Origin of the sequence: Vibrio sp. STUT-A16 (assembly GCF_026000495.1) — a bacterium.
Classification (GTDB): Bacteria; Pseudomonadota; Gammaproteobacteria; order Enterobacterales; family Vibrionaceae; genus Vibrio; species Vibrio diabolicus.
Genome location: NZ_AP026765.1, coordinates 547,594 through 572,570, shown reverse-complemented (window position 1 = coordinate 572,570; position 24,977 = coordinate 547,594). Strand labels below are relative to the sequence as shown.

Annotated in this window: 23 protein-coding genes; 1 reads left to right on the top strand and 22 read right to left on the bottom strand. The window is 46.0% G+C overall.

All coding sequences use genetic code 11. From position 1 onward, the window contains the following. Positions 1-3: 3 nt before the first annotated feature. The 11 genes from OO778_RS02750 to rlmD form a co-directional block, all read right to left on the bottom strand. Complete coding sequence (locus OO778_RS02750; protein WP_046875091.1) at positions 4-630, bottom strand: protein-L-isoaspartate(D-aspartate) O-methyltransferase; 627 nt, start codon at positions 628-630, stop codon at positions 4-6. After that, the gene (surE, locus tag OO778_RS02745) at positions 630-1,406 is read right to left on the bottom strand and encodes a 5'/3'-nucleotidase SurE (protein ID WP_005393882.1); all 777 of its coding nucleotides are present in this window, start codon (positions 1,404-1,406) and stop codon (positions 630-632) included. The genes OO778_RS02750 and surE overlap by 1 nt, the downstream gene beginning before the upstream one ends. Further along, positions 1,406-2,449, bottom strand: a complete 1,044-nt coding sequence (gene truD, locus OO778_RS02740; protein WP_139060522.1) for a tRNA pseudouridine(13) synthase TruD — start codon at positions 2,447-2,449, stop codon at positions 1,406-1,408. Before truD ends, surE begins: the two co-directional genes overlap by 1 nt. A gap of 46 nt (positions 2,450-2,495) precedes the next feature. Beyond that, positions 2,496-2,972 carry a 2-C-methyl-D-erythritol 2,4-cyclodiphosphate synthase gene (ispF, locus tag OO778_RS02735; protein ID WP_005393886.1) on the bottom strand — a complete coding sequence of 159 codons (477 nt, stop codon included), beginning with the start codon at positions 2,970-2,972 and terminating at the stop codon, positions 2,496-2,498. 17 nt (positions 2,973-2,989) lie between these two features. Beyond that, positions 2,990-3,694, bottom strand: coding sequence for a 2-C-methyl-D-erythritol 4-phosphate cytidylyltransferase (gene ispD, locus OO778_RS02730; protein WP_104974803.1), 705 nt, complete (start codon positions 3,692-3,694; stop codon positions 2,990-2,992). A gap of 1 nt (position 3,695) precedes the next feature. Further along, positions 3,696-3,977: a cell division protein FtsB gene (gene ftsB, locus OO778_RS02725; RefSeq protein WP_005380907.1), complete on the bottom strand. Its 282-nt coding sequence runs from the start codon at positions 3,975-3,977 to the stop codon at positions 3,696-3,698. Positions 3,978-4,368: 391 nt separating this feature from the next. Continuing rightward, positions 4,369-5,670: a phosphopyruvate hydratase gene (gene eno / locus OO778_RS02720; protein WP_005383785.1), complete on the bottom strand. Its 1,302-nt coding sequence runs from the start codon at positions 5,668-5,670 to the stop codon at positions 4,369-4,371. Positions 5,671-5,748: 78 nt separating this feature from the next. Next, complete coding sequence (locus OO778_RS02715) at positions 5,749-7,389, bottom strand: CTP synthase (protein WP_005393892.1); 1,641 nt, start codon at positions 7,387-7,389, stop codon at positions 5,749-5,751. 211 nt (positions 7,390-7,600) lie between these two features. Beyond that, a complete protein-coding gene (gene mazG, locus OO778_RS02710) occupies positions 7,601-8,398 on the bottom strand; it encodes a nucleoside triphosphate pyrophosphohydrolase (RefSeq protein ID WP_074191793.1) in 798 nt (265 codons plus the stop codon). A gap of 225 nt (positions 8,399-8,623) precedes the next feature. Next, positions 8,624-10,843 (bottom strand): GTP diphosphokinase, encoded by a 2,220-nt coding sequence (gene relA, locus OO778_RS02705; protein ID WP_005393896.1) that lies wholly within the window; start codon positions 10,841-10,843, stop codon positions 8,624-8,626. Between the two features lie 123 nt (positions 10,844-10,966). Further along, entirely contained in the window at positions 10,967-12,286 is a 1,320-nt protein-coding gene (gene rlmD, locus OO778_RS02700) for a 23S rRNA (uracil(1939)-C(5))-methyltransferase RlmD (RefSeq protein WP_074191794.1), read from the bottom strand. Positions 12,287-12,478: 192 nt separating this feature from the next. On the opposite strand from rlmD, the gene barA reads away from it, so the two are divergent. After that, positions 12,479-15,277 (top strand): two-component sensor histidine kinase BarA, encoded by a 2,799-nt coding sequence (gene barA / locus OO778_RS02695; protein ID WP_005393899.1) that lies wholly within the window; start codon positions 12,479-12,481, stop codon positions 15,275-15,277. 69 nt (positions 15,278-15,346) lie between these two features. Here barA and acpS read toward each other — a convergent pair whose 3' ends face one another. From acpS to rpoE, 11 genes are all read right to left on the bottom strand, one after another. Then, positions 15,347-15,727, bottom strand: a complete 381-nt coding sequence (gene acpS, locus OO778_RS02690; protein ID WP_012841407.1) for a holo-ACP synthase — start codon at positions 15,725-15,727, stop codon at positions 15,347-15,349. A gap of 10 nt (positions 15,728-15,737) precedes the next feature. Then, a complete protein-coding gene (pdxJ, locus tag OO778_RS02685) occupies positions 15,738-16,472 on the bottom strand; it encodes a pyridoxine 5'-phosphate synthase (protein ID WP_264910658.1) in 735 nt (244 codons plus the stop codon). Then, the gene (gene recO, locus OO778_RS02680) at positions 16,469-17,200 is read right to left on the bottom strand and encodes a DNA repair protein RecO (protein ID WP_006743310.1); all 732 of its coding nucleotides are present in this window, start codon (positions 17,198-17,200) and stop codon (positions 16,469-16,471) included. The genes pdxJ and recO overlap by 4 nt, the downstream gene beginning before the upstream one ends. A gap of 115 nt (positions 17,201-17,315) precedes the next feature. Beyond that, positions 17,316-18,278, bottom strand: coding sequence for a GTPase Era (era, locus tag OO778_RS02675; RefSeq protein ID WP_258615592.1), 963 nt, complete (start codon positions 18,276-18,278; stop codon positions 17,316-17,318). Next, on the bottom strand, positions 18,271-18,948 hold the full coding sequence (rnc, locus tag OO778_RS02670) for a ribonuclease III (RefSeq protein ID WP_005393907.1): 678 nt from the start codon (positions 18,946-18,948) through the stop codon (positions 18,271-18,273). The genes era and rnc overlap by 8 nt, the downstream gene beginning before the upstream one ends. Before the next feature lie 20 nt (positions 18,949-18,968). Beyond that, the gene (lepB, locus tag OO778_RS02665; protein ID WP_005380933.1) at positions 18,969-19,868 is read right to left on the bottom strand and encodes a signal peptidase I; all 900 of its coding nucleotides are present in this window, start codon (positions 19,866-19,868) and stop codon (positions 18,969-18,971) included. Positions 19,869-19,972: 104 nt separating this feature from the next. Then, positions 19,973-21,766 (bottom strand): translation elongation factor 4, encoded by a 1,794-nt coding sequence (gene lepA, locus OO778_RS02660; protein ID WP_074191795.1) that lies wholly within the window; start codon positions 21,764-21,766, stop codon positions 19,973-19,975. A 158-nt stretch (positions 21,767-21,924) separates the two neighbouring features. Next, positions 21,925-22,395 carry a SoxR reducing system RseC family protein gene (locus OO778_RS02655; protein ID WP_074191796.1) on the bottom strand — a complete coding sequence of 157 codons (471 nt, stop codon included), beginning with the start codon at positions 22,393-22,395 and terminating at the stop codon, positions 21,925-21,927. Beyond that, positions 22,392-23,357, bottom strand: coding sequence for a sigma-E factor regulatory protein RseB (gene rseB / locus OO778_RS02650; RefSeq protein WP_005393918.1), 966 nt, complete (start codon positions 23,355-23,357; stop codon positions 22,392-22,394). The genes OO778_RS02655 and rseB overlap by 4 nt, the downstream gene beginning before the upstream one ends. After that, entirely contained in the window at positions 23,354-23,980 is a 627-nt protein-coding gene (locus OO778_RS02645) for a sigma-E factor negative regulatory protein (protein ID WP_012841405.1), read from the bottom strand. The genes rseB and OO778_RS02645 overlap by 4 nt, the downstream gene beginning before the upstream one ends. 26 nt (positions 23,981-24,006) lie before the next feature. Then, positions 24,007-24,585 carry an RNA polymerase sigma factor RpoE gene (gene rpoE / locus OO778_RS02640; protein WP_005380946.1) on the bottom strand — a complete coding sequence of 193 codons (579 nt, stop codon included), beginning with the start codon at positions 24,583-24,585 and terminating at the stop codon, positions 24,007-24,009. Positions 24,586-24,977: the final 392 nt, after the last annotated feature.

Below are 24,977 nucleotides of genomic sequence, written 5' to 3'. Positions count from 1 at the left end.
CCCTTAAGCTAAATCACCCGCAACCAGAGGTACAAATCGAACCATTTCCACAACAGTAGAGAGATATTCATCTCCCTTACGTTCAATTTTTAGTAACTGTTGCTCCTTATCTCCAACAGGAATCACCATCTTACCGCCATCTTTTAATTGTGCGAGAAGTGCTTGGGGGATCACTTCTGCAGCTGCAGTAACAATGATAGCATCGAAAGGACCACGAGCTTCCCAGCCTTGCCATCCATCAGCATGCTTGGTTGAAACATTGTAGATATCCAATTGTTTCAGACGGCGTTTTGCTTCCCATTGCAACGATTTAATTCGCTCAACGGAGTATACATGGTCAACAATTTGCGCCAGTACTGCGGTTTGATAACCGGAACCCGTTCCGATTTCCAGTACGTGACTCGTTGGCTCTAGTTCGAGTAACTCGGTCATACGAGCAACAATATAAGGTTGAGAAATAGTTTGTCCCTGACCAATCGGTAACGCATTGTTATCGTAGGCTTGGTGCATCATCGCTTGAGAGACAAAGCTTTCTCGTGGTAAGCGTTGGATAGCATCCAGAACTCTTTGGTCTTTGATGCCACTGGAGATAAGAAACGCTATCAACCTGTCAGCATGTGGGTTACTCATTACTTCTCTTCCTTTAACCAACTATCCATTGCACGCAGCGACTCATGAGCAGTGAGATCAACTTGCAGAGGCGTCATTGAAACTCGACCATGTTCAATCGCATAAAAGTCGGTGCCCTCCCCCGCATCTTGCTCTTTTCCTGGAGGCCCTAGCCAATAAATATCATGACCTCGCGGATCTTTCTGCTTAATCATATTCTCTGCGTGATGACGCGCACCTAAACGCGTGACTTCGATTTCGCCCAGGTTTTCTGCTGGTAAGTCAGGCACGTTTACGTTCAATAACCGATTCGTTGGAATCGGAGACGCTAAATGCTGTTGCACAATTTGACGTGCAATTTTTGCGGCAGATTCGAAATGACGCTTACCCACCAGCGAAAAAGCAACCGACTGAACACCAAGGAAATGCCCTTCCATTGCTGCAGCTACCGTTCCTGAGTAAAGAACGTCATCACCCAAATTTGCACCATGGTTGATGCCTGATAAAACAAGATCGGGCAAATCATCTTTCATCAGCTCATTCAGCGCGAAATGTACACAATCTGTAGGCGTTCCTTGCACTGAATAGATATTTGGGGCAATTTCAGTTACGCGTAATGGTTGCTCTAGTGTCAGTGAGTTCGAAGCACCTGAACGATTTCGGTCGGGTGCGACAATGGTCACTTCAGCGATATCTCGCAACTCATCAGCAAGTGCATGAATCCCTTGCGCATGTACGCCATCGTCATTGCTGATTAAGACTCTTAGGGGCTTCGCGTTTAGTGAATCCTGTTCCATTAGTATTCTCTTTCTACTTCAACCTCATTAACTAACTCACGAACGATAGATGTTGCAAAAGATCCCGCATCCAGTGAGAAAGTCAGCGTAATGTTGTTACCTTCAACCGTCCAAGATAAATCTTTTGGCTTCAGCGCAATATCGCGACGGTCGTGGCGCATGCGATTACCACGAATCAGCGCCATGAGATCAGGCTCTTCATCTAAGAACGGTTGTTCTAAAGTAAGCGCATCCGCTTGAGTTGGAAGCGCATTATCGCCAGCAAGCGCAGCGGTAATTGCCACTTCACCAGCAGCAAATTGTGCTTGTAGATCTGCGATATTGCTTGCATCAACCAACTGAGTGCCAGAACTTGTCTGTGCAATATCACCATCGATGAATTTATCAAACACACCACTTTCTAGACGAGCAGAAACGATACGGTTGAAGATCCACGAACGCGCCGCTGATAAATACATGCTGCGCTTATTTTGATTACGGGTACGAACGTTTTCGCGTCCCCATCGACGTGCTTCTTCAAGGTTGTTGCCATCATTGCCAAAACGCTGACTACCAAAGTAGTTTGGCACACCAACTTGTTTCACTTTTTCAAGGCGTTGCTCTACATCTTCAACGTCAGTCACTTCAGACAAAGTGACAACAAACTCGTTCCCTATTAAGTCTCCAGGACGCAGTTTTTTGTTGTGTCGATCAGTCGCTAAGATTTCAATACTCGGATATTGAGCTAGGAATGCCGAGAAGTCCGGCGTTTCCCCTTTCGGTAAATGGACACTCAGCCACTGTTCCGTCACGGCATGGCGGTCTTTAAGGCCCGCCCAGCTAACGTCTTTCGACTTTACGCCACAAGCTTTCGCCAACTCATTCGCAACAAAACTGGTATTTTCTCCAGTTTTTCGAATACGCACCATTAGGTGCTCGCCTTCGCCCGTAAAGGCAAAACCTAAATCCTCACGAACCTGAAAATGTTCTGGTTGCGCTTTGATTTTTGCCGATGCAACAGGCTTACCCGTTAGATAAGCCAATGAAGATAAAATATCTGACATGATGTTTTTCCGCTGTTTACACAGCATTAAGGAGCAAGTTGGTTAATTATTGCTTGAACAGAAGCACCACGGCTTCCGTTGCAATGCCTTCTTTGCGTCCAGTAAAACCGAGACGCTCTGTCGTCGTCGCTTTTACGTTAATGTTACTAATATCGGTTTCTAGGTCTTCCGCAATCGCCGCACACATCGCGTCAATATGAGGTGCCATCTTAGGTGCTTGTGCCATGATGGTGACATCGGCATTACCAAGGCGGTAGCCTTGCTCTTTGACACGACGATAAACGTCTTTCAACAATTCGCGGCTATTAGCCCCTTTCCATTTATCGTCGGTATCCGGGAAGTGACGACCAATATCACCCGCAGCAATCGCGCCAAGCAGCGCATCAGTCAAAGCATGAAGAGCAACATCACCATCTGAGTGGGCTACTAAGCCCTGCTCGTAAGGGATAGCAACACCACCGATAATGACCGGGCCTTCACCACCAAATTTATGCACGTCAAAACCGTGACCAATTCGAATCATTTTTTATCCTTTCTTTTTTAGCCGCGCTCACGGCTCAGATAAAACTCGGCTAACGCGAGATCTTCTGGCTGAGTAATTTTTATGTTGTTCGCATTACCCTGGACTAAAGCAGGCGTTTCGCCCAACCACTCTAAAGCCGATGCTTCATCCGTGATGGCTACGCCTTGTTCTAATGCGTCAGCCAGTGCTCGAGTCAGTTGTTGAGTTTTAAACATTTGTGGAGTCAGTGCATGCCACAATGCTTCTCTCTCTACCGTATGACCTATATCTTGTGCTGCATTCGCTCGCTTCATTGTGTCTCTCACTGGAGATGCAAGGATGCCACCCGTTGGGTGAGCGCAGCAAATATCAATCAAACGGTCAATGTCGGATGTTAATACACATGGCCTTGCAGCGTCGTGGACCAATACCCACTCGCTTTCCAGATGTTCATTGACATAGTTTAGCCCTGAAAGTACGGAATCAGCGCGCTCTTTACCACCCGCGACTTGAATTACATCGGGATGGTTCGCGATGGTTAACTCAGGGAAATAAGGGTCACCTTCGGTAATGGCGACAACCACTTTCGAAATTCGTGGGTGCGACAGCAACTTTTCTACAGTGTGTTCCAGCACCGCTTTTCCGTCGATCAATAAATATTGCTTAGGGCGGTCAGCCTTCATTCGACTACCGACACCGGCAGCAGGAACAATTGCGACATGCGATGAGTTCACATCCAACATTTTAATGATTTTCCTCACCTATAATGCGGTAGAAAGTCTCGCCATCTTTAACTAAACCAAGCTCATGACGCGCACGTTCTTCAATCGCATCAAGACCTTGCCTTAAGTCATCAATCTCAGCAAACATTTCATTATTGCGAGCTTGTAGCTTGCTGTTCACTTGTTGCTGAACTTCAATTTCATCTTTTACTGTGTAGTAGTCAGACACTCCGTTTTTACCAAACCATAGAGTGTATTGAAGCAAGCCAAACAGTAGCGTAAGGGCTATAACAAAGATTCGCATATCGCTGCTAACATTCTGTACCGGAAGGAATTAGATAAGGTGACATATATAGCATAAATGCGAGGTTGCCTCTAGGGGAGAAAGGGAGACTCACACGCTCCTTACAAGAAATAAGCAGCAAAATGAAACAAAGACATATGAAGCTATTCTTAGCACTCACCAAAGTAAGACCAAGAAATACAAGCCTATAGATACAAAACCCCCCCGAAAAATCAGGGTATTTCAAAGCTTCAATCTAAGCGGTTAATCCAATGAAGAACTAAGCTTGAACTTCTTTAAGACCGCTTCTTTGAAACATGGAGGAGCGCGCTCATCGCTCTTAAATAAAAAACGCCCCACCGAAGTGGAGCGTTTCTAGAAAGCTATTTAGCTAAACTTATTCAATTAAGAATTAAGCTTGACCTTTAACTTCTTTAAGACCGTTGAAAGGAGCGCGCTCACCTAGAGCTTCCTCGATACGGATTAGTTGGTTGTACTTAGCAACACGGTCAGAACGGCTCATAGAACCAGTTTTGATTTGACCTGCAGCAGTACCTACCGCTAGGTCAGCGATAGTTGCATCTTCAGTTTCGCCAGAACGGTGAGAGATTACTGCTGTGTAACCTGCGTCTTTAGCCATCTTGATTGCAGCTAGAGTCTCAGTTAGAGAACCGATTTGGTTGAACTTGATAAGGATAGAGTTAGCTACGCCTTTCTCGATACCTTCAGCAAGGATCTTAGTGTTAGTAACGAATAGGTCGTCACCCACTAGTTGAAGCTTGTCACCTAGTAGTTCAGTTTGGTGCTTGAAGCCATCCCAGTCAGACTCGTCTAGACCGTCTTCGATAGAAACGATTGGGAATTGGTTAGCTAGCTCAGCTAGGTAGTGGTTGAACTCTTCAGAAGTGAAAGTTTTACCTTCGCCTTTCATGTTGTAGATGCCAGCTTCTTTGTCGAAGAACTCAGATGCTGCACAGTCCATAGCTAGAGTAACGTCTTTACCTAGTTCGTAACCAGCAGCTGCAACAGCTTCTGCGATAACTTCTAGAGCTTCAGCGTTAGATTTAAGGTTAGGAGCGAAACCACCTTCGTCACCAACTGCAGTGCTGTAGCCTTTAGACTTAAGAACTTTAGCTAGGTTGTGGAATACTTCTGCACCGATACGTAGACCTTCTTTAAGAGTCTTAGCACCAACTGGTTGGATCATGAACTCTTGGATGTCAACGTTGTTGTCTGCGTGCTCACCACCGTTGATGATGTTCATCATTGGTAGAGGCATAGAGAACTGACCAGCTGTACCGTTTAGTTCAGCGATGTGCTCGTATAGAGGCATGCCTTTAGCTGCAGCAGCAGCTTTAGCGTTTGCTAGAGAAACAGCTAGGATAGCGTTAGCACCGAATTTAGATTTGTTTTCAGTGCCGTCTAGTTCGATCATTACTGCGTCGATTGCAGCTTGGTCTTTAGCGTCTTTGCCAACTAGAGCTTCAGCGATTGGGCCGTTTACAGCTTCAACTGCTTTAAGAACACCTTTACCTAGGAAACGTGCTTTGTCACCGTCACGTAGCTCAAGAGCTTCGCGAGAACCAGTAGATGCGCCAGATGGAGCTGCCGCCATACCTACGAAACCGCCTTCTAGGTGTACTTCAGCTTCTACAGTTGGGTTACCACGTGAGTCGATGATTTCACGACCTAGAACTTTAACGATCTTAGACATTAATGTTTCCTCTCGTTTCAAATATAAATGTCAATTTTAAAGGGCAGCAGCACAACCTTCGCCGCCGCCCGTATCCTTTTACTTCTCGAATTCGCCGCGTGCGTTTTGGCCCGCAGCCTTAACGAAACCTGCAAACAATGGGTGGCCATCGCGAGGAGTCGATGTGAATTCTGGGTGGAACTGAGCCGCTACAAACCATGGGTGAGCTGGGTTCTCAATCATTTCCACTAACTTCTTGTCCGCTGATAGGCCAGAAACTTTCAGACCTGCTTTTTCGATTTGCGGACGAAGCACATTATTCACTTCGTAACGGTGACGGTGACGTTCATGGATCGTCGCGCTACCGTAAAGTTCACGAGCTTTCGTACCTTTCTCTAGGTGACATAGCTGTGAACCAAGACGCATCGTACCACCTAGGTCAGACTTTTCAGTACGCTCTTCTACGTTACCTGACTCGTCTACCCACTCTGTGATCAAACCTACCACAGGGTACTTAGTCTCTTTGTTAAATTCTGTTGAATGTGCACCTTCCATACCCGCAACGTTACGCGCGTATTCAATTAGTGCAACTTGCATACCCAAACAAATACCTAGGTAAGGCACATTGTTTTCACGTGCATATTGAGCCGCACGGATCTTGCCTTCAATACCACGATCGCCGAAGCCACCTGGAACTAGGATCGCGTCTAAGCCTTCTAGCAGCTCAACGCCTTTTGTTTCGATATCTTGTGAGTCTACATACTTAATTGTGACACTTAGACGGTTTTTCAAGCCAGCGTGTTTAAGCGCTTCGTTCACAGACTTGTATGCATCTGGCAATTCAGTGTATTTACCAACCATACCGATGGTTACTTCACCAGTAGGATTTGCTTCTTCGTAAATAACCTGTTCCCACTCAGAAAGGTCAGCTTCAGGAGCTGTGATGCCAAAGCGAGCACACACAAGATCATCTAGACCTTGAGACTTGATCAATTGAGGAATCTTGTAGATAGAATCTACGTCCTTCATTGAAATTACTGCTTTTTCTGGAACATTACAGAATAGTGCGATTTTCTTACGTTCATTCGCTGGAATAACGCGGTCGCTACGGCAAACTAGGATATCTGGCTGAATACCGATAGATAGAAGTTCTTTTACAGAGTGTTGAGTCGGCTTAGTTTTCACTTCGCCCGCTGCCGCTAGGTAAGGAACAAGTGTTAGGTGCATGAACATTGCGCGCTCACGGCCTAGTTCAACGGCTAGCTGACGAATCGCTTCCATAAATGGTAGTGATTCGATATCACCAACGGTACCGCCAACTTCAACGATAGCCACATCATGGCCTTCAGAGCCAGCAATTACACGGTCTTTGATCGCGTTAGTGATGTGAGGGATAACTTGAATAGTTGCGCCTAGGTAGTCACCACGACGTTCTTTACGAAGTACGTCGGCATAAACACGACCTGCAGTAAAGTTGTTACGCTTGGTCATCTTGGTACGGATGAAACGCTCGTAGTGACCAAGGTCAAGGTCAGTCTCTGCGCCATCTTCTGTAACGAACACTTCACCGTGCTGAGTAGGGCTCATTGTGCCCGGGTCAACGTTGATGTAAGGGTCAAGCTTCATCATAGTCACTTTAAGACCACGAGCTTCTAGAATAGCCGCAAGAGATGCTGCTGCAATACCTTTACCTAGAGAGGATACAACCCCGCCAGTAACAAAAATGTAATTTGTCGTCATGTTTAACCTGAAATTGGTTGAATGAGGGAAATGGAGTGCTTCTGGACGGGAGATAAATATACCAGAAGCTCCTTACCGCCACAACGTGAAATCTATCACACCGTAATTTTTTATTTTTTGCTTCAAATCAAAGTGAGCAAAGACAAACCAAAGTCCGTTTTCGTGTTAAGAGGTAAACTGGCCTCATATTGTATTTTCCGCTTATTTCCCCCTATCTAGACTCTTCTCGCTTTACTTCACCCCAGAAATCGTCGAGCTCTGATAAAGAACAATCTGTAAGCGCTTTGCCTGACTGCTGAACCTTTCCTTCAACTTGTTTAAAACGTCGCGCAAACTTTACGTTTGCTTTTCCTAGCGCGACTTCTGGGTTTTTATCAAGGTGGCGAGCCAAATTGACAGTCGCAAATAGCAAATCACCGAGTTCCAACTCAACTTTCTCTTCATCGGGCTGAACTTGCAGTGCCTCTTCCATGACTTCGTCAATTTCTTCTCGTACTTTATCGACAACCGGGCCAAGTGAATCCCAATCAAACCCAAATTTTGCACATTTTTTCTGAATTTTTGTAGCACGATAAAGTGCCGGTAAAGAGTTTGGTATTGAGTCTAGGATACTTTCTTCCGCTTTGCCTACTAGGGCTTTTTCTTTTGCTTTTTCCGCTTCCCAGTTCGCGTTAATTTCCTCGTCAGATTCAAACTCAACATCTGAAAAAACATGCGGGTGGCGACGAGTCAGTTTTTCGTTCACGGTTTCGACGACATCCGAAAAGTCAAACAGCTCTTGCTCTTTCGCTAGCTGACTGTAAAAAATCACCTGAAACAACAAATCCCCTAGCTCTTCTTTTAGATTGGGCCAATCTCGATTTTGAATCGCGTCCACCACCTCGTAGGTTTCTTCTATTGTATGCGGAACGATGGTGTCAAAGGTTTGTTTTAAGTCCCAAGGGCAACCGTTTTCTGGGTCACGCAACTTCGCCATGATTTGTTCTAATTGTTCAATTGGATGACTCATTTTTTGTTCCTTTAAACCTTTCTACTAAAGAAAAAGGTGAGCGGCCAAAACCACTCACCTTCTACATTATATTTTCTCAGCAGCTTTCACTAAGTAATTGTTACTTTGACAAGGCAACAAGTTTTCGCGACTCCTGAGCATAGCTCGCCTATGTGATGAGCCTGGGCCGGCACTCCGGAGTGAGCGCAGGCAACAACGCTATCAGCTTCAAGTATGACGAGAATTTTAGCCGAGGCGTTTCACCGTCATCACATCCTTAATCTGTTCCACACGCTTCGAAACCCGCGAAAGCACCTCAATATTGGTGACTTCTAGGTCAAAGTCCATGATGGCAAGTTGACGTCTGTAGTCGACTCGGTTCTTCATACTGGTCACTTTGATCTTTTCGTTGGCGAACAGTGTCGTAATGTCTTTGAGTAGACCACCTCGCTCCATCGCTTCAACACGGACGGTGAGGATGTATGACCCGACGAAGCCACTGCCCCAGACAGTATCGATGATACGCTCTGGCGCGTGATGGCGCAGTTCTTCTAACTGCTCACAGTCACTGCGGTGTACTGAAATCCCGCGACCTTGCGTGATGTAACCACAGATATCATCACCTGGAATCGGCTGACAGCAACGCGCTAGGTGCGTCATTAGATTATCGACACCTTCTACAACGACGGCGTCTTTTTTCGGTCGGCTTTGCGCTGGTGATTTGTGCTCTGCTTCTTGCAGTTTTTCCAGTGCTTGCTGGTCTTCTTCTTCTGCCGTTGGCTTGTTAACGAGCGCATTAATATGGTTAATGATTTGGTTGATACGCAAATCACCGCTACCAACACCAACGTAAAGCTCATCTGGTGTTTTGACGTTAAACCGTTTCAGAGCGTAATGCTCAGCATCTTTTAACGTTGCGCCAATTTTTGCTAACTCATGTTCAAGAATTTCACGACCCGCTTCGAGGTTCTTCTCACGGCTTTGCTTTCGGAACCAGGCGTTAATTTTGGCACGCGCGCGGCCAGAATGAACGAAGCCTAATGATGGGTTTAACCAGTCTCGCGATGGGTTAGGCTCTTTCTGAGTGATAATCTCAACCTGATCACCCATATGTAGTTTATGAGTAAACGGTACTATGCGGCCTCCGACTTTGGCGCCAATACAACGGTGTCCCACTTCGGAGTGAATATGGTAGGCAAAATCTAGCGGCGTTGCCCCCATAGGTAAATCGACAACATCGCCACGAGGCGTAAACGCATAGACGCGGTCATCAAAGACTTGGCTACGTAGCTCATCAAGCATTTCGCCAGAATCTGACATTTCTTCTTGCCAATCCAGTAGCTTACGCAGCCACGTGATCTTCTCATCATAACCGCTTCGGCTGCTTGCCCCTTCTTTATATTTCCAGTGCGCTGCAACACCCAGCTCCGACTCTTCATGCATTTGCTTGGTACGAATCTGGATCTCGATGGTTTTGCCTTCTGGCCCTAGAATTACGGTGTGGATCGATTGATAACCGTTTGGTTTAGGGTTAGCAACGTAGTCATCAAACTCGCTCGGTAGGTGCTTGTATTTGGTGTGAACTACGCCCAAAGCCGCGTAACAGTCTTGCAGTTTGTCTGCGATGATACGTACTGCTCGAACATCAAACAGCTCATCGAATGCCAAACTCTTCTTCTGCATTTTTCGCCAAATGCTGTAGATGTGCTTAGGTCGACCACTCACTTCGGCGTTAATACCTGACACTTCCATTTCGTGCGTGAGGTCTTCAACAAAGTCTTTGATGTACTGCTCACGAACGATGCGTCGCTCAGAAAGCTGCTTGGCAATTTGTTTGTAAGTTTCCGGCTGTTGGTAGCGGAAAGCGTAATCTTCAATTTCCCATTTCAGCTGACCGATACCTAATCGGTTTGCTAGCGGCGCATAGATGTTGGCACACTCTTTTGCCGCCGCACGTCGAACTTCATCAGGTGCTTTTTTAACTTCAATAAGGTTACAAATTCGTTCCGCGAGCTTGATAACCACGCAGCGGAAGTCATCCACCATGGCAAGCAGCATGCGGCGTACGTTATCTACCTGAGATGACGCTGCACTGCCTTCCATGTTGACGTTGAGTTGGCCAATAGCCGCCATTTCTTCAACGCCGTCGATTAATTTTATGATTTCTTTGCTGTATTTCTCTTCCAGAATTTCTCTGTTAAAAGCACCACTTGAAACCAAAGGAAACAGTTGTGCAGCCACTAAGGTGGCCTGATCCATAGACAAGGTGATCAAAATTTCGATCATTTCTCGTCCACGCCACAACAACAGTTCCGCTTGCTCGTTATCGGCTAATACCGTCTGGCAATCTCGATATACTTCGATTAAGCGTGAGGCTGTGTTTTTCTCTTGTCCTAGGCTAGCCACCCAGTTTTCGAGTTCAAACTGTTCATCTTGGTTTAAATGCGCGCTTCTTACCGCAACCATCTCATCATCCTAATTATTATATTCGTGTGGTTTGACTAACACCGTCCAGGTTAGTTCTTTTACCTGCGCGTAAACGCTGGCTTTATGACCACCCACCACAAATAAGGGGCCAAAGTCCTAAAGTTAGGACTTTTCAAACAATGCCATCGATTCTAGATGACTGGTATGAGGGAACATGTCCAGCATACCTAATTTAGTTAATTTATAGCCTTGCTCCATCAAGCTTTGGCTGTCCCTAGCAAGGGTAGCAGGATTACAAGAAACATAAACTACACGCTGTGCGCCAAGCTCAGAAACTTGATCGATGATCCCACTTGCCCCCGCGCGTGCTGGGTCTAACAGCACTTTATCAAACTGTTCTGCCGTCCAGACCTGCCCTTCAAAATCTTGCTCAAGGTTAGCGTGATAAAATTGCGCATTATTGATTTGGTTCAAGGATGCATTATTTGTGGCTTTTTCGACCATCTCTGCAACACCTTCAACCCCAACCACGTGCTTAGCTAACTTCGCAATCGGTAAACTGAAGTTGCCTACGCCGCAAAACAAATCTAACACTCGGTCACTCTTTTGCGGGTCTAACCACTCAACCGCTTGCTTGACCATTTTTTTGTTTACGGCTTGGTTCACTTGAATAAAATTATTTGGCGCAAAAGGAATTTTCACGCCAACTTCTTGATAGAAAGGCATATCGCCTTCAACAAGGTTTAGCTGATCTGTTGCTGGCATTAGGTACAGCGATGCACCATGACGTTTTGCCAACTCCGTTAGAGATAGAGTTTCACTCGCTGTCAGAGCACTCAAGTGACGCAACGTAATACACGGCCCATTATCACCAAGTACCAGCTCTACATGACCCAATTGCTCCGGCTTTTTAAACGCTTTTAGTGCTGAATAAATCTCTGGAAGCAGAACGTTCAGTTCCGGCGCCAGCACTGGGCAGTCAGTCACTTGCGCGATTTGCTTACTCTGCTTTTTACGGAAACCAAAATGTAGCTGACGTGTTTTTTTATCGACAAATAAGCTCACTCGCGCACGACGACGATAGGCCAGTGAATCCCCTAATAATGGCGCATCAAGCTCAATATCATTGCCTGAAAATTTTCGCATCAGCTGACGCAGTGTTTGCTGTTTGTGCGTCAATTGTTGGTTATAATCTAGGTGTTGCAAGTCACAGCCACCACACTCGTGGTAATGCGGACAAAATGGCTCCACGCGAGTGTCACTCGGCTTAAGAATCTTAATCAGTTTACCGCGAGCAAATTTACTTTTTTCTTCCACTAATTGTGTGACGACTTCTTCTCCCGGCAATGCGCCATCAATAAACAGCGGTTTTTTCTTTAGGTAAGCAATACCTGCGCCGTGGTGATCTAAACGCTCCACTTGCACCGCTTGATGACGAGTATTGAGTTGGGTTTTCTTTTTCGGTTGAAAGATGCGTGCCATGCTCTATGCCTGATTTATGTCTAATTGCTCTTCGGCTTCACTATTCTTGATTGCAGCCGTTGTGTGATTCGAGTGACTTGATTATGCTTACCGTTTATTAGGTGACGTCACTTCTTTGCTCAACGCCTTATCGTGCGCTTGAGAAATAATGCGTTATTTTCCCATATCCAGACTCCGATGTAATTAGATAACATGACCAGATATGGCTTACGAGCACGTGTAATTACACTGACTCTCGCTCCCACTCTCATCATTGGTTTATTACTGAGCGGTTTTTTCTCATTTAATCGCTACCAAGACCTTGAGAAACAAGTTATCACCACTGGTAACAGCATCATTGAGCCGTTAGCAATTGCCAGTGAAACTCATCTACTATCAGAAAGCCGAGAGGCGGTACGTCGCTTGATAAGCTACGCCCATCGCAAAAACTCTAAACTGGTTCGTAGTATCGCGGTGTTTGATGAACATCATGAGCTCTTCGTGACATCTAACTTTCACCCTAATTTCGAAGCCTTGATGTTCCCTAAAGATAAACCGATCCCGCAACTGGGCAATTCGGAAATCTACGAAAACTCACTGATATTGCGCGTACCTATTTTGTCCGAGGGTCACTATTTAGCGGAGTTATCGAACGAAAGCCAAGGAACCAAAGCAATTGGTTATATTGCCGTTGAGTTAGATCTCTCCTCTTTGAGGCTGCAACAGTATCAAGAAGTTTTCTCTGCTTTTTTAGTTCTTATACTCGGTCTTGGCTTGGCAAGTGTGTTTGCTTCACGTCTGATGCACGATGTTACCCAGCCTATCACCCACATGAAGAATGTCGTTGACCGCATTCGCCGTGGTCACCTAGACGTGCGTATCGAAGGTAAAATGCACGGTGAGTTAGACCAACTGAAAAACGGTATTAACGCCATGGCGGTATCGCTATCGGAATATCACGTGGAGATGCAGCACAGTATAGACCAAGCCACATCAGACTTGCGTGAAACGCTTGAGCAGCTAGAGATTCAGAACGTTGAGTTAGATATCGCGAAGAAACGCGCGCAAGAAGCGGCCAGGGTTAAATCTGAGTTCTTGGCGAACATGTCGCACGAACTGCGTACTCCGCTCAATGGGGTTATTGGCTTTACTCGTCAAATGCTTAAAACACAGCTTTCTAACAGCCAAACTGATTACCTACAGACGATTGAGAAGTCGGCGAACAATCTACTGAACATCATCAATGACATTCTCGACTTCTCGAAACTAGAGGCGGGTAAGCTAGCGCTGGAAAACATTCCGTTTGATTTCCGAGAAAGTTTAGAAGAAGTTATTAACCTACAAGCCACGAGTGCACATGAGAAAGGGTTAGAAATCACCCTAAAAGTGGACCCTAAAATTCCACCGGGTTTAGTTGGGGACCCACTACGTATCCAGCAAATTTTGACGAACTTAGTCGGTAACTCAATCAAGTTTACCGAGCGAGGCAACATTGATGTTAGTGTTGAAATGCGCTCTCAATCTGGGGACTCCGTCGAGTTGCAGTTCATGGTGCGCGATACCGGCATTGGTATTTCTGAACGTCAGCAAGCGCAATTATTCCAAGCATTTAGCCAAGCGGATGCCAGCATTTCACGTCGCTACGGCGGCACAGGGTTAGGTTTGGTTATCACGCAGAAATTGGTAAGCCAGATGGGTGGCGAGATCAGCTTAACCAGCCGCCTACACCAAGGTTCGACGTTCTGGTTTACGGTGCGCTTGCACTCAACAGAGATGCCAATGAGCGAACTGATTGAAGTGGAGCTTCTAACGGGCAAACAGTTGCTGTTGATTGAACCAAACATGCAAGCCGCATCCGTAACCCAACAGATTCTAAGTCAAGAAGGTATCTTAGTAACCTACCGCTCTTCGCTACCGAAAAACGAAGAACAATATGACTATGTATTACTGAATTTAGCGGCGAATCAAACGCATGATGCAGACGTCATTACACCTTGGATAGAACAAGCGAAACGCATGGCTCCGAGTGTGATCCTAGGGACGCCGAGTACCGAACTGGCACTTGCCGACCAAATTATGACAGAGCATCACGTCCAATGCCTGACGAAGCCGTTGTCTCGCCGTAAACTGCTACAAAGCCTGATTAGCGAACATGTCGAATCACCACCAACATTGAGTGCTCCAATTACGCCAAGCGAAGGGGAGCGTTTGCCTCTGACGGTGTTAGCGGTGGATGATAACCCAGCGAACTTGAAACTGATTTCCGCTCTGCTTCGCGAACGAGTAGAAACCGTCACCGCCTGTAGCAATGGCCAGCAAGCGGTGAACCTTGCGACGGAGAAAAAGTACGACTTAATCTTCATGGATATCCAAATGCCACAAATGGATGGTGTGACCGCTTGTCAGCACATTAAAGAGTTGGAGTTAAATAAAGACACGCCAGTGATTGCGGTAACTGCGCATGCCATGGCGGGTGAAAGAGATCGCTTGCTCTCGGCAGGAATGGATGACTACTTGACCAAACCTATTGAAGAGCATGTGCTACAACAGGTTTTGGTTCACTGGAACCCAAATGCTTGTACAGAGAGCATTGGCAAAGTCGCCCCTTCATACGTTGATGAGCCTGAAGGGAGCGCGCCTCAATCCGTTTCTTCGCCTCAGCAGGATGTGATTATTGATTGGCAAGCTGCCTTAAAACAGAGCGCGAATAAAGAGGATCTCGCCAAAGACATGCTGCGCATGTTGATTGAGTTCATCCCTGAAGTAGAAGCAGTCGTTGACCAAGCTCTGGAGCAAGAAGATATCTCCCGTGATGACCTAATTCATGTCATCCATAAGCTGCACGGCAGTAGCTCATATTGCGGAGTGCCTAGGCTGAAATCACTCTGTGCGACGCTTGAGCAAGCACTGCGCTCAGGGATCAGTCTTGAGGAGGTTGAGCCTGAAATGTTCGAGCTGCAAGATGAAATGATTAAAGTCACAACGACTGCAAAATTATACCTTGAACAGTAATCTGCTCGAGAGACAAGAAAGCCAGAGCAGATGCTCTGGCTTTTTAGTATTTTGTTTCAGACTTACAAGCTAGGATTCAAAAATGACCGTCGCCACAGCGTAATGACGCTCATCGGAAATGGACAGGTGAATGTGGTTAACGCCCATCGCATCCGCTATTTGTTTTGCTGTGCCCGTCAATGCGAGCACTGGTTTTCCAAGCGCATCGTTCGAGATGGAAAAATCGTGAAACGTGACCCCTTTTGCGATCCCTGTCCCCAATGCTTTTGAGGCCGCCTCTTTGACCGCAAAGCGCTTAGCAAGATAACGGCCTTGCAGCTTAAGCTGTGAAAATTTAGCCATTTCTTCTTCTGAAAGAATACGCTGAGCAAAAGGCTCACCACTACGAGCTAACGCTTTTTCAATACGCTCAATTTCTGCAATGTCGGTGCCTAACCCTATAATCGCCATCTAGATAGCCCTATGACTGGCGAGCCTCAATCATCAGTGCTTTCATGTCCGCAACCGCTTTATTCAAACCATCAAATACCGCGCGACCAACGATTGAGTGACCAATGTTGAGTTCGTAAATTTCTGGTAATGCCGCAATTGGCGCGACATTGTGATAAGTCAGTCCATGCCCGGCATTAACAATAATACCTAGGTCATGAGCATAACTCGCACCAGCGGCAATCTTCTTCAGTTCTGCTTGCTGTTCGTCTTCTGTCGTCGCATCAGCATAATGACCCGTGTGCAGCTCAATAAACGGAGCACCACACTTTTTCGCAGCTTCAATCTGTTGACGATCAGCATCAATAAAGAGTGAAACTTTAATGCCTGCATCTGTCAGCTTTTTCGTCGCAGTTTTAATTTTTTCAAGCTGGCCTACTACATCTAAGCCACCTTCCGTCGTCAGTTCTTCACGCTTTTCAGGCACTAAACACACAAACTCTGGTTTAGTTTGCAGCGCAATCTCAACCATTTCGTCCGTCACAGCCATCTCTAGATTCATGCGCGTTTGAATGGTTTCACGCAGAATACGTACATCACGGTCCAAAATATGGCGACGGTCTTCACGTAAGTGAATTGTGATACCATCCGCGCCTGCACGCTCAGCAATTTCTGCAGCGTGCACAGGATCAGGGTATTTTGTACCACGTGCATTACGTAGAGTGGCAATATGGTCGATATTGACGCCTAAATAAATTGAGCTCATTTTCCGTTACTCCGTGCTCTGGGGGTCTGAATGAAAAATTCACGACTTTTTAAAGGTTTGCCGCCAAGATACGGCTTTAAGGCTATACGTGTAAAGCGTTTTGCCGCTTTTAGCTGCTCTTTAGTGACGAACCGCCGCTCACTGATAGCAATCAGCTCATTCCCTAAAAACGTAAGGTTATCGCGCCTAACCGAAGCTATGAAGCCTTTTTGTTCCCGGTAACGATACGTCATCTCTGGGTCGACGGGCTCGCCAGTACCTGCACAGTGCAAGAAATCCACGCCATACCCCATAGAAGAGAGCAATGCTAACTCAAAACGACGCAGTGCTGGCTCAGGGTTCTCGTTGTGTGCCAACTCTGTTAACGCATGCAAATAATCATGAAATAGCGCTGGCATCGGCACTTCAGCCATCAAGATACGGCCAATCAGTTCATTGACGTACATGGCTGAGTAGAGATTAATGCCCGTTAACGGTAAACCTAGGCTTATCGGCTCAGCTTGACGCAAAGTCTTCATTGAACCTTTTCCCGACCATTTAAGTAACAGCGGAGTAAAAGGTTGCAATGCGCCTTTTAAGTTCGAACGCTTACTGCGCGCGCCTTTGGCCATTAAAGTCATTCGCCCATATTCCTCACTGAATACATCAAGGATTAAGCTCGATTCACTGTAAGGGCGGCGATGTAATACAAAGCAGCGCTGTAAACCTTCAGAAGACAGATTACTCATCTAAGTCATTGTGCCTAAAAAGTGTGAAATAAAAAATAAGGAGCCAAGCGGCTCCTTATTTTAATCGATACTGAGTTTTCATCGATGTTGGAGCGAAGCATCTTCGCAGCCAAGATTATAAGTCGTCGATATAACCCAACGAGCGCAGTGCTCGTTCATCGTCTGCCCAGCCAGATTTCACTTTTACCCAGGTTTCTAGGTAAACCTTACGACCGAACAACTCTTCCATATCTAAACGTGCTTCACGACCAATGGTCTTGATCTTCTCGCCACCTTTACCAATAACCATTTTCTTCTGGCCATTACGCTCAACAAGAATCAAGGCATTGATATGGAAACCGTCTGTTTCTGGGTTGTAATCAAAACGTTCAATCTCAACCGTTACCGAGTATGGCAATTCTTCACCCGTGAAACGCATTAACTTTTCACGCACAATTTCAGATGCCATAAAACGCTGGGAGCGATCAGTCACGTATTCTTCTGGGAAGTGGTGCGTTGCTTTAGGTAAGTGATTACGCACGTGCTTACGCAGTACATCAATGTTCTTCCCTTGCTTCGCTGAGATTGGCACAACGTCAACGAAGTCCATCTTTTTAGACATCTCCGCCATGTGCAGCATTACTTCGTTACGATCTTGCACGTTGTCGACTTTATTGACACAAAGCACAACTGGGAAGTTCGATTTTTGAAGCTTAGTTAGCACCATTTCATCGTCTTTAGTCCAATGCGTACCATCGACTAAGAAGAACACTAGGTTTACATCACTTAGAGATGAGTTAGCCGCACGGTTCATCAAGCGGTTAATCGCACGCTTTTCTTCGATGTGAAGTCCTGGCGTGTCGACGTAAATCGCTTGGTAATCGCCTTCCGTGTCCACACCCATAATTCGGTGGCGTGTTGTTTGCGGCTTACGTGAGGTGATCGAAATCTTCTGACCCAAGATTTTGTTCAGAAGTGTCGACTTACCTACGTTTGGGCGACCAACAATAGCAATGAAGCCACAGTGCTGGTTTTCTGGCGAGCTTGGCTCACCTTGTGATGCGAAAAACGCATCGATATCGAATTCGTTATCAGCCATTTGTTAATTGCTCAAGTGCTGTTTCAGCGGCCGCTTGTTCTGCCTTGCGGCGGCTGGTGCCTTTCCCGATTACAGGCTTGTCCACACCTGCTACTTCACACTCAACCGTAAACTCTTGGTTGTGCGCTTCACCTTTAATATTAGTCACTGTGTACACAGGCAGCGGTTTTCTTCTGCCTTGTAGGAACTCTTGTAGGCGAGTTTTCGGATCTTTTTGTGAGACGCCTGGTTTAATGGCTTCAAGGCGAGAGTTGTACCAACTCAGTACAATGCCTCGCACAACTTCAAGATCGCTGTCTAGGTAAATTGCGCCAATAATGGCTTCAACCGCATCGGCTAAAATAGAGTCTCGGCGAAAACCGCCACTCTTCAATTCACCTGGACCTAATTTTAAATAATCTCCTAGATCGAATTCACGACCCAGTTCCGCCAATGTATGTCCACGAACCAAAGTAGCACGCATACGGCTCATGTCACCCTCGTTCACTTTCGGGAAACGATGGTACAGATCATCAGCGATGACAAAACTTAAAATTGAATCGCCCAGAAACTCAAGACGTTCATTATGCTTACTGTTGGCGCTGCGGTGAGTCAGCGCCAAGTTGATAAGCCCGGCATCTTGAAACTGGTAGCCGAGCTTTCTCTCTAGTTTATCAATTGGAGAATTCATACTCTCTCGATATAAAATGGTTAGTGAATACCACCGATGCGGTTAAAACGCACACCAGTTGGAATCCATGAAGGTAGAACGCTATCTGCGCCACGATCAAACTCGAAGCTGATCCAAATGGCGACAGCTTTGCCGACTAAGTTTGCTTCAGGAACGAAGCCCCAGTAACGGCTGTCAGCACTGTTGTCACGGTTATCACCCATCACAAAGTACTGACCTTGTGGTACAACCCACTCTGTCGTGCCGCTACGTGGGAAGTATTGCTCCACACGGTTACGAACAAGAGGGTTAACCAAAATATTGTGCTCCACGTTACCCAATTTTTCATCCAGTTGGATCATTGGAATACCGTTCGAGCTAAACTGACTTTCTTCAACATTGCTCAGTTTAACTGGTTTACACGCCGATTCACCTTGGCTTTGCACGCAAAGCTGCTTATCACTTGAATAACGCACGATATCACCAGGCAAACCAACAACACGCTTAATGTAATCCACACTTGGTTGTGGCGGATATTTGAATACCACGATATCACCACGCTCAGGTTTACCTGTTTCAACTAACTGCGTGCGCCATACCGGATCTTTCAAGCCATAGGCGTATTTTTCTACCAAGATAAAGTCACCCACCAACAAAGTCGGCATCATTGAGCCTGATGGGATTTGAAATGGTTCGTAGATAAAAGAACGCAATACTAAAACGAACGCAATCACAGGAAAAATTGAGACGCTATTTTCAACCCACCAAGGCTGACGCTCAACTTTTTGCAAAGTCACTGCATCCAAACCATTAGACGTCTGAGCTTGAATCTCAGCCAGTTTTTCCTGACGCTTTTTCGCGAAAACCAGCTTTTCCAGTAGCCAAACCACGCCAGTTACCAAAGTCGCAATAACCAGCATCAGTGAGAATGTATTCGCCATTAAATTCCCTTATCTAAAAATACGAAAGTGAAAGAGCCGAAACCCTTTCACTTATTTTAATATCTAACGTCTTAAGACCGACAAGTGTGAGACAAAGTTCAACTTTAGTCTTTACCTACGTGAAGGATGGCTAGGAACGCTTCTTGAGGCAGCTCAACGTTACCGATCTGCTTCATGCGCTTCTTACCTTCTTTCTGTTTCTTCAGAAGTTTCTTCTTACGACTTACGTCACCGCCGTAACATTTCGCGATTACGTTCTTACGCAGCTGTTTTACAGTTGAACGTGCGATAATGTGGTTACCAATCGCTGCTTGGATTGCGATATCAAACATTTGGCGAGGGATAAATTCTTTCATCTTCTCTACCAGCTGACGACCGCGAGTCTGAGACTGGTCTTTGTGTGTGATCATCGCCAATGCATCAACGGTGTCACCGTTCAGAAGAACGTCTACACGTACCATATTCGAAGCTTCAAAACGCTGGAAGTTGTAATCCAAAGACGCATAACCACGAGATGTCGATTTCAGACGGTCGAAGAAATCCAGTACCACTTCTGCCATTGGAATATCGTAAGTCACGGCAACCTGGTTACCGTGGTAAACCATATCGACCTGAGTACCACGCTTTTCAACACACAGCGTGATGACGTTACCTAGATACTCTGAAGGTACCAGGATATTACAACGAGCGATCGGTTCACGAATTTCTTCAATATCATTGATCGCTGGTAGTTTGGCAGGACTATCAACGTACAGCAGTTCACCATCCGTTTTTTCAACTTCGTAAACTACGGTTGGTGCCGTGGTGATGAGATCTAAGTCGTATTCACGCTCTAGACGCTCTTGGATGATTTCCATGTGCAGCATGCCAAGGAAACCACAACGGAAACCAAAGCCAAGTGCCGCGGAGTTTTCTGGCTCGTAGAATAGCGATGCGTCGTTTAGGCTTAATTTGCCCAGCGCATCACGGAAGTTCTCGTAATCGTCAGAAGATACCGGGAACAGACCTGCGTAAACCTGAGGTTTTACTTTCTTAAAACCTGGTAGCGGTTCTTCACAGCCATTCTTAGCCATAGTCAGCGTATCACCAACTGGTGCACCAAGGATGTCTTTAATACCACAAACCACCCAACCTACTTCACCAGTACGAAGGATGTCGGTATCTACTTGTTTTGGTGTAAAAATACCAAGACGGTCTACACCCCAAACTTGACCCGTGCTCATCACTTTGATCTTGTCGTTCTTCTTCAGTTCGCCGTTTTTAATACGTACTAGAGAAACAACGCCAAGATAGTTATCAAACCATGAGTCAATGATCAGCGCTTGTAGTGGCGCATCTGGATCACCTTCCGGTGCTGGAATCGCTGACACAATGTTCTCTAGAACGTCATCAACACCGATGCCTGTCTTCGCAGAACAGCGGGTTGCTTCCATTGCATCGATACCAACGATTTCTTCAATTTCTTCTGCCACGCGCTCAGGATCGGCTGCTGGTAGGTCAATCTTGTTCAAGATTGGCACAACCTCTAGATCCATCTCAATCGCGGTGTAACAGTTAGCCAGTGTTTGAGCCTCAACACCTTGACCCGCATCTACAACCAATAGCGCACCTTCACAAGCCGCTAGAGAACGTGATACTTCATATGCAAAGTCAACGTGCCCCGGAGTATCAATGAAGTTCAGCTGATACGTTTCACCGTCTTTAGCGGTGTAGTTTAGCGTCACACTCTGAGATTTAATGGTGATACCACGCTCACGTTCAAGATCCATAGAATCCAGAACCTGTGCGGCCATTTCACGATCGGTTAACCCGCCACAAACTTGGATTAGACGGTCTGATAGGGTCGACTTACCATGGTCGATGTGGGCGATAATCGAAAAGTTACGAATGTGCTTCATAGATTTAGGGTGACTAACTCTTTACAAATAGGGACAGTAAGAAACGCCATCTACTGACGGCATTTCAATCAAGTTGGCAGATTCTACCGAATTTCGTTAACGGGCGCACGTAATTTAAAGTACATACCCAAATAACCTTAAGCGGAGGGGGACAGCGCTTACTGGATTGGCTCTCCAAGTACCCGAACAAGGGTAACTTGGCGCTTGGATTCATCCTCTAACGGACGAGAAACACGTTTTGCGATCCACATTCCACCAGCTGCAAATAATACTGATGCCAATATGATGATACCTTCCCCGCCCGCGGTCAGCGGCGCTAATAGGAAGTGACCAAACATCGCACCGATAATCAAACCAAACAACGGCAGTAAATAAACCGCCATTGCTGATTTTATCAGGCTCGACTCAGGAAAGCCTATCTCGACGACTTGACCTATCTTCACTGATTTATCCGTGCTCAGGTGCCAAGATAAACTCTTGTTACCAATGGCTTTAGTCACAACGCCCGTTCCACAGCTTTTCTGTGAAGAGCAACTACTGCAACTGGTCTGCGGTTCGCAGCTTAAATCAATTTCGTATTGTTTACCGCGACGATGTACGTCTGTCACAGTAGCCAACGCGGTCATCATTGTTGTTTACTCTTTGTTACATTAAATGTGACAGATTGGGCGATACGTTGTGCTGTGGTCGGCGGAATGTCTCCTACAACGGAGATTTCATGTTGACCGCTCACAAAACTGTGTAGCGTTCTTCTGCCTTGGCGAACCAACTGCCCTTTTAACGAATGCTCATCTTTGTTTGCTACGTAAACAGAGAAGCTAAACAGACCATCAGAATACAGCTGGCTCTCCACCATTTGATTAGTAACGGCCATACGATAGCGGTTGAGCTCGTTCGGCTCGAAACCTTCAGGGATCCAACCTACCTGCCAATTACTGGTCCCAATATCGCCTTTTGGCATGGTGAGAACAGCTGGTAATTGAACATCTTGTAGGCCACTCATTAACTCTGCGATTTTTGGATTCACCGTGTAAGAAATAGTGCGATATTGTTCAAGCATCTCACCATCTCGGTCCACAAGGTCGGCACGTAACGGCAATTTACTCTTTTCATCGATCCATAGTACGTATGAATAGCGCAGACCGTCTTTAGGGACGACACGCAGCACTTGTGTTGCTACACCTGCTTCACGAGCTCTACCCACTTTTACATAGTCGTAATACAAGTTTAGCTCATCGATATTGGTGTTGAGCATAGGCATGGTCGGAGCGACCATTTTACCTGACTCTATGGTGAATGGTTCTAAACCCGTTTCGATATAGCTTACTTCTGTGCCACGACGAATCACTTCGCGCACAGGGCCGCTTAAATAAACAAGATGAGCATATTGATCGTCACCATGCGTGGCATGACGATACAGCAACGGCTCAATGCTGTTCTTTTTGATAAGGATATAAGAGAGTTCGTAACTTAAATTCTTACTCGCCTCGCTCATTTGATGCAATAAAGCCTCCGCTGGCTTATCACCAGCAAAGGCTTGAGAAGACATCATACTGAACAGAGCGCAAGCGCTGATCAGAAATTTTTTCATTCAATATCCGGATTCAGATTTGCATCTTGTTGAGATGCATCACTGTTAATTCGTAACTGCAATTCGTAGTCTCGCAGCATAGCATGAACACGCTTACGTTGCTCTTGCATATTTGCTTCACCTACAGAACGCTCAACAGACTCACGAGTTAAACTCACAGGCTCTGCGCTGCCAGCAAACGGAACTGTCTGCAACACAGGCAATTGGTCTGTTTGCGGCGACATTGAATCGCTACCACCGTACTGCTGTACACCTAAAATAACGACAAGCGATACACATGCAGCAACTGCAACTTGACCAAACTGTGTCAACCAACCTGGCAACTGACGTTTTGCTTTTTGCGGTTCTGGTTGCGACTCTTTTGGCGTATCAGCGATTGAGATAACATTTGCACTGTGCGCATCAAACGCACGGTGTGCAGGTTCATCTTCTAACGCTAACGCCACGCTTTCAGCAATATTCCACTCAGGTTTTGCTGGCGCTTCGCCTCGCATCACATCACCGATCAGGTGATAGTTCTGCCAAGCATCACGGCTCTCTTGGTCTTGCTCTAACTCTTGAATTAAAGCCTTATCGACCAATTCTCCATCCATGAGAGCTGAAAGTTTTTCTTTGTCAGCCATTATTTTCACCATAGTTATTACTTGTACTAGCGTTGCAAAAGAGGTCTGATTTTCTTTTCCACCGCCTCACGAGCACGGAAGATACGCGATCGTACCGTTCCTACCGGGCAATCCATCACTTCTGCAATTTCTTCATAACTCAAGCCATCGAGCTCTCGTAATGTCATTGCGGTTTTTAAATCTTCAGGTAAAGCTTCGATTGCACTGAACACCACCCGTTGCAATTCTTTGGACAACGTTAAGTTCTCAGGGTTCGATATTTCTTTAAGTGCACTACCTGTTTCGTAAAATTCAGCATCTTCAGCATCGACATCTGTCGCTGGAGGTCTACGCCCTTGAGCAACAATGTGATTTTTCGCAGTATTCACTGCAATGCGATACAGCCACGTATAAAACGCACTCTCCCCACGAAAGCTGGGAATAGCTCGGTAAGCTTTAATAAACGCTTCTTGTGCTACATCTGGTACATCGCCAGGATTACTAACGTATCTGGAAATAAGATTACATACCTTGTTCTGGTACTTCGTTACCAGCAGATTGAATGCTTGCTTATCGCCATTCTGAACTCGCTCAATCAATACTTGATCGGTCAGCTGCTCGTTCATTCGAGCGGATACTCCTATTTGTTATGCCCCTACTCTTCTCAGATATGGGTACTAATTATGCAAAACGTAGTATTGACACCACTGCTTACTTGAGCACTATTGTGACCCTAACGTGAATGAGAAAGTTCCATGGTTTCTCAAGTTTTTTGTCATTGTTTTTTCACAGTGTGATGTCTATACCCAAATGACCACCGTTGCCTGACTTTAGTCTAAGTTTGACAAGCGAGCATCTTGAGGGGAAATGGGTATAATGAATGATCTCTGTCCCAGATTGTGCTGGGTCGAGCATGGAAAAGCAATGGCATTGACAAACTATTACTTTTCATTTGCATGGCTAATGGCTATCTGAACACCGCGTTACAAATATAACTTAGGAAGCATGCTCATGCTCT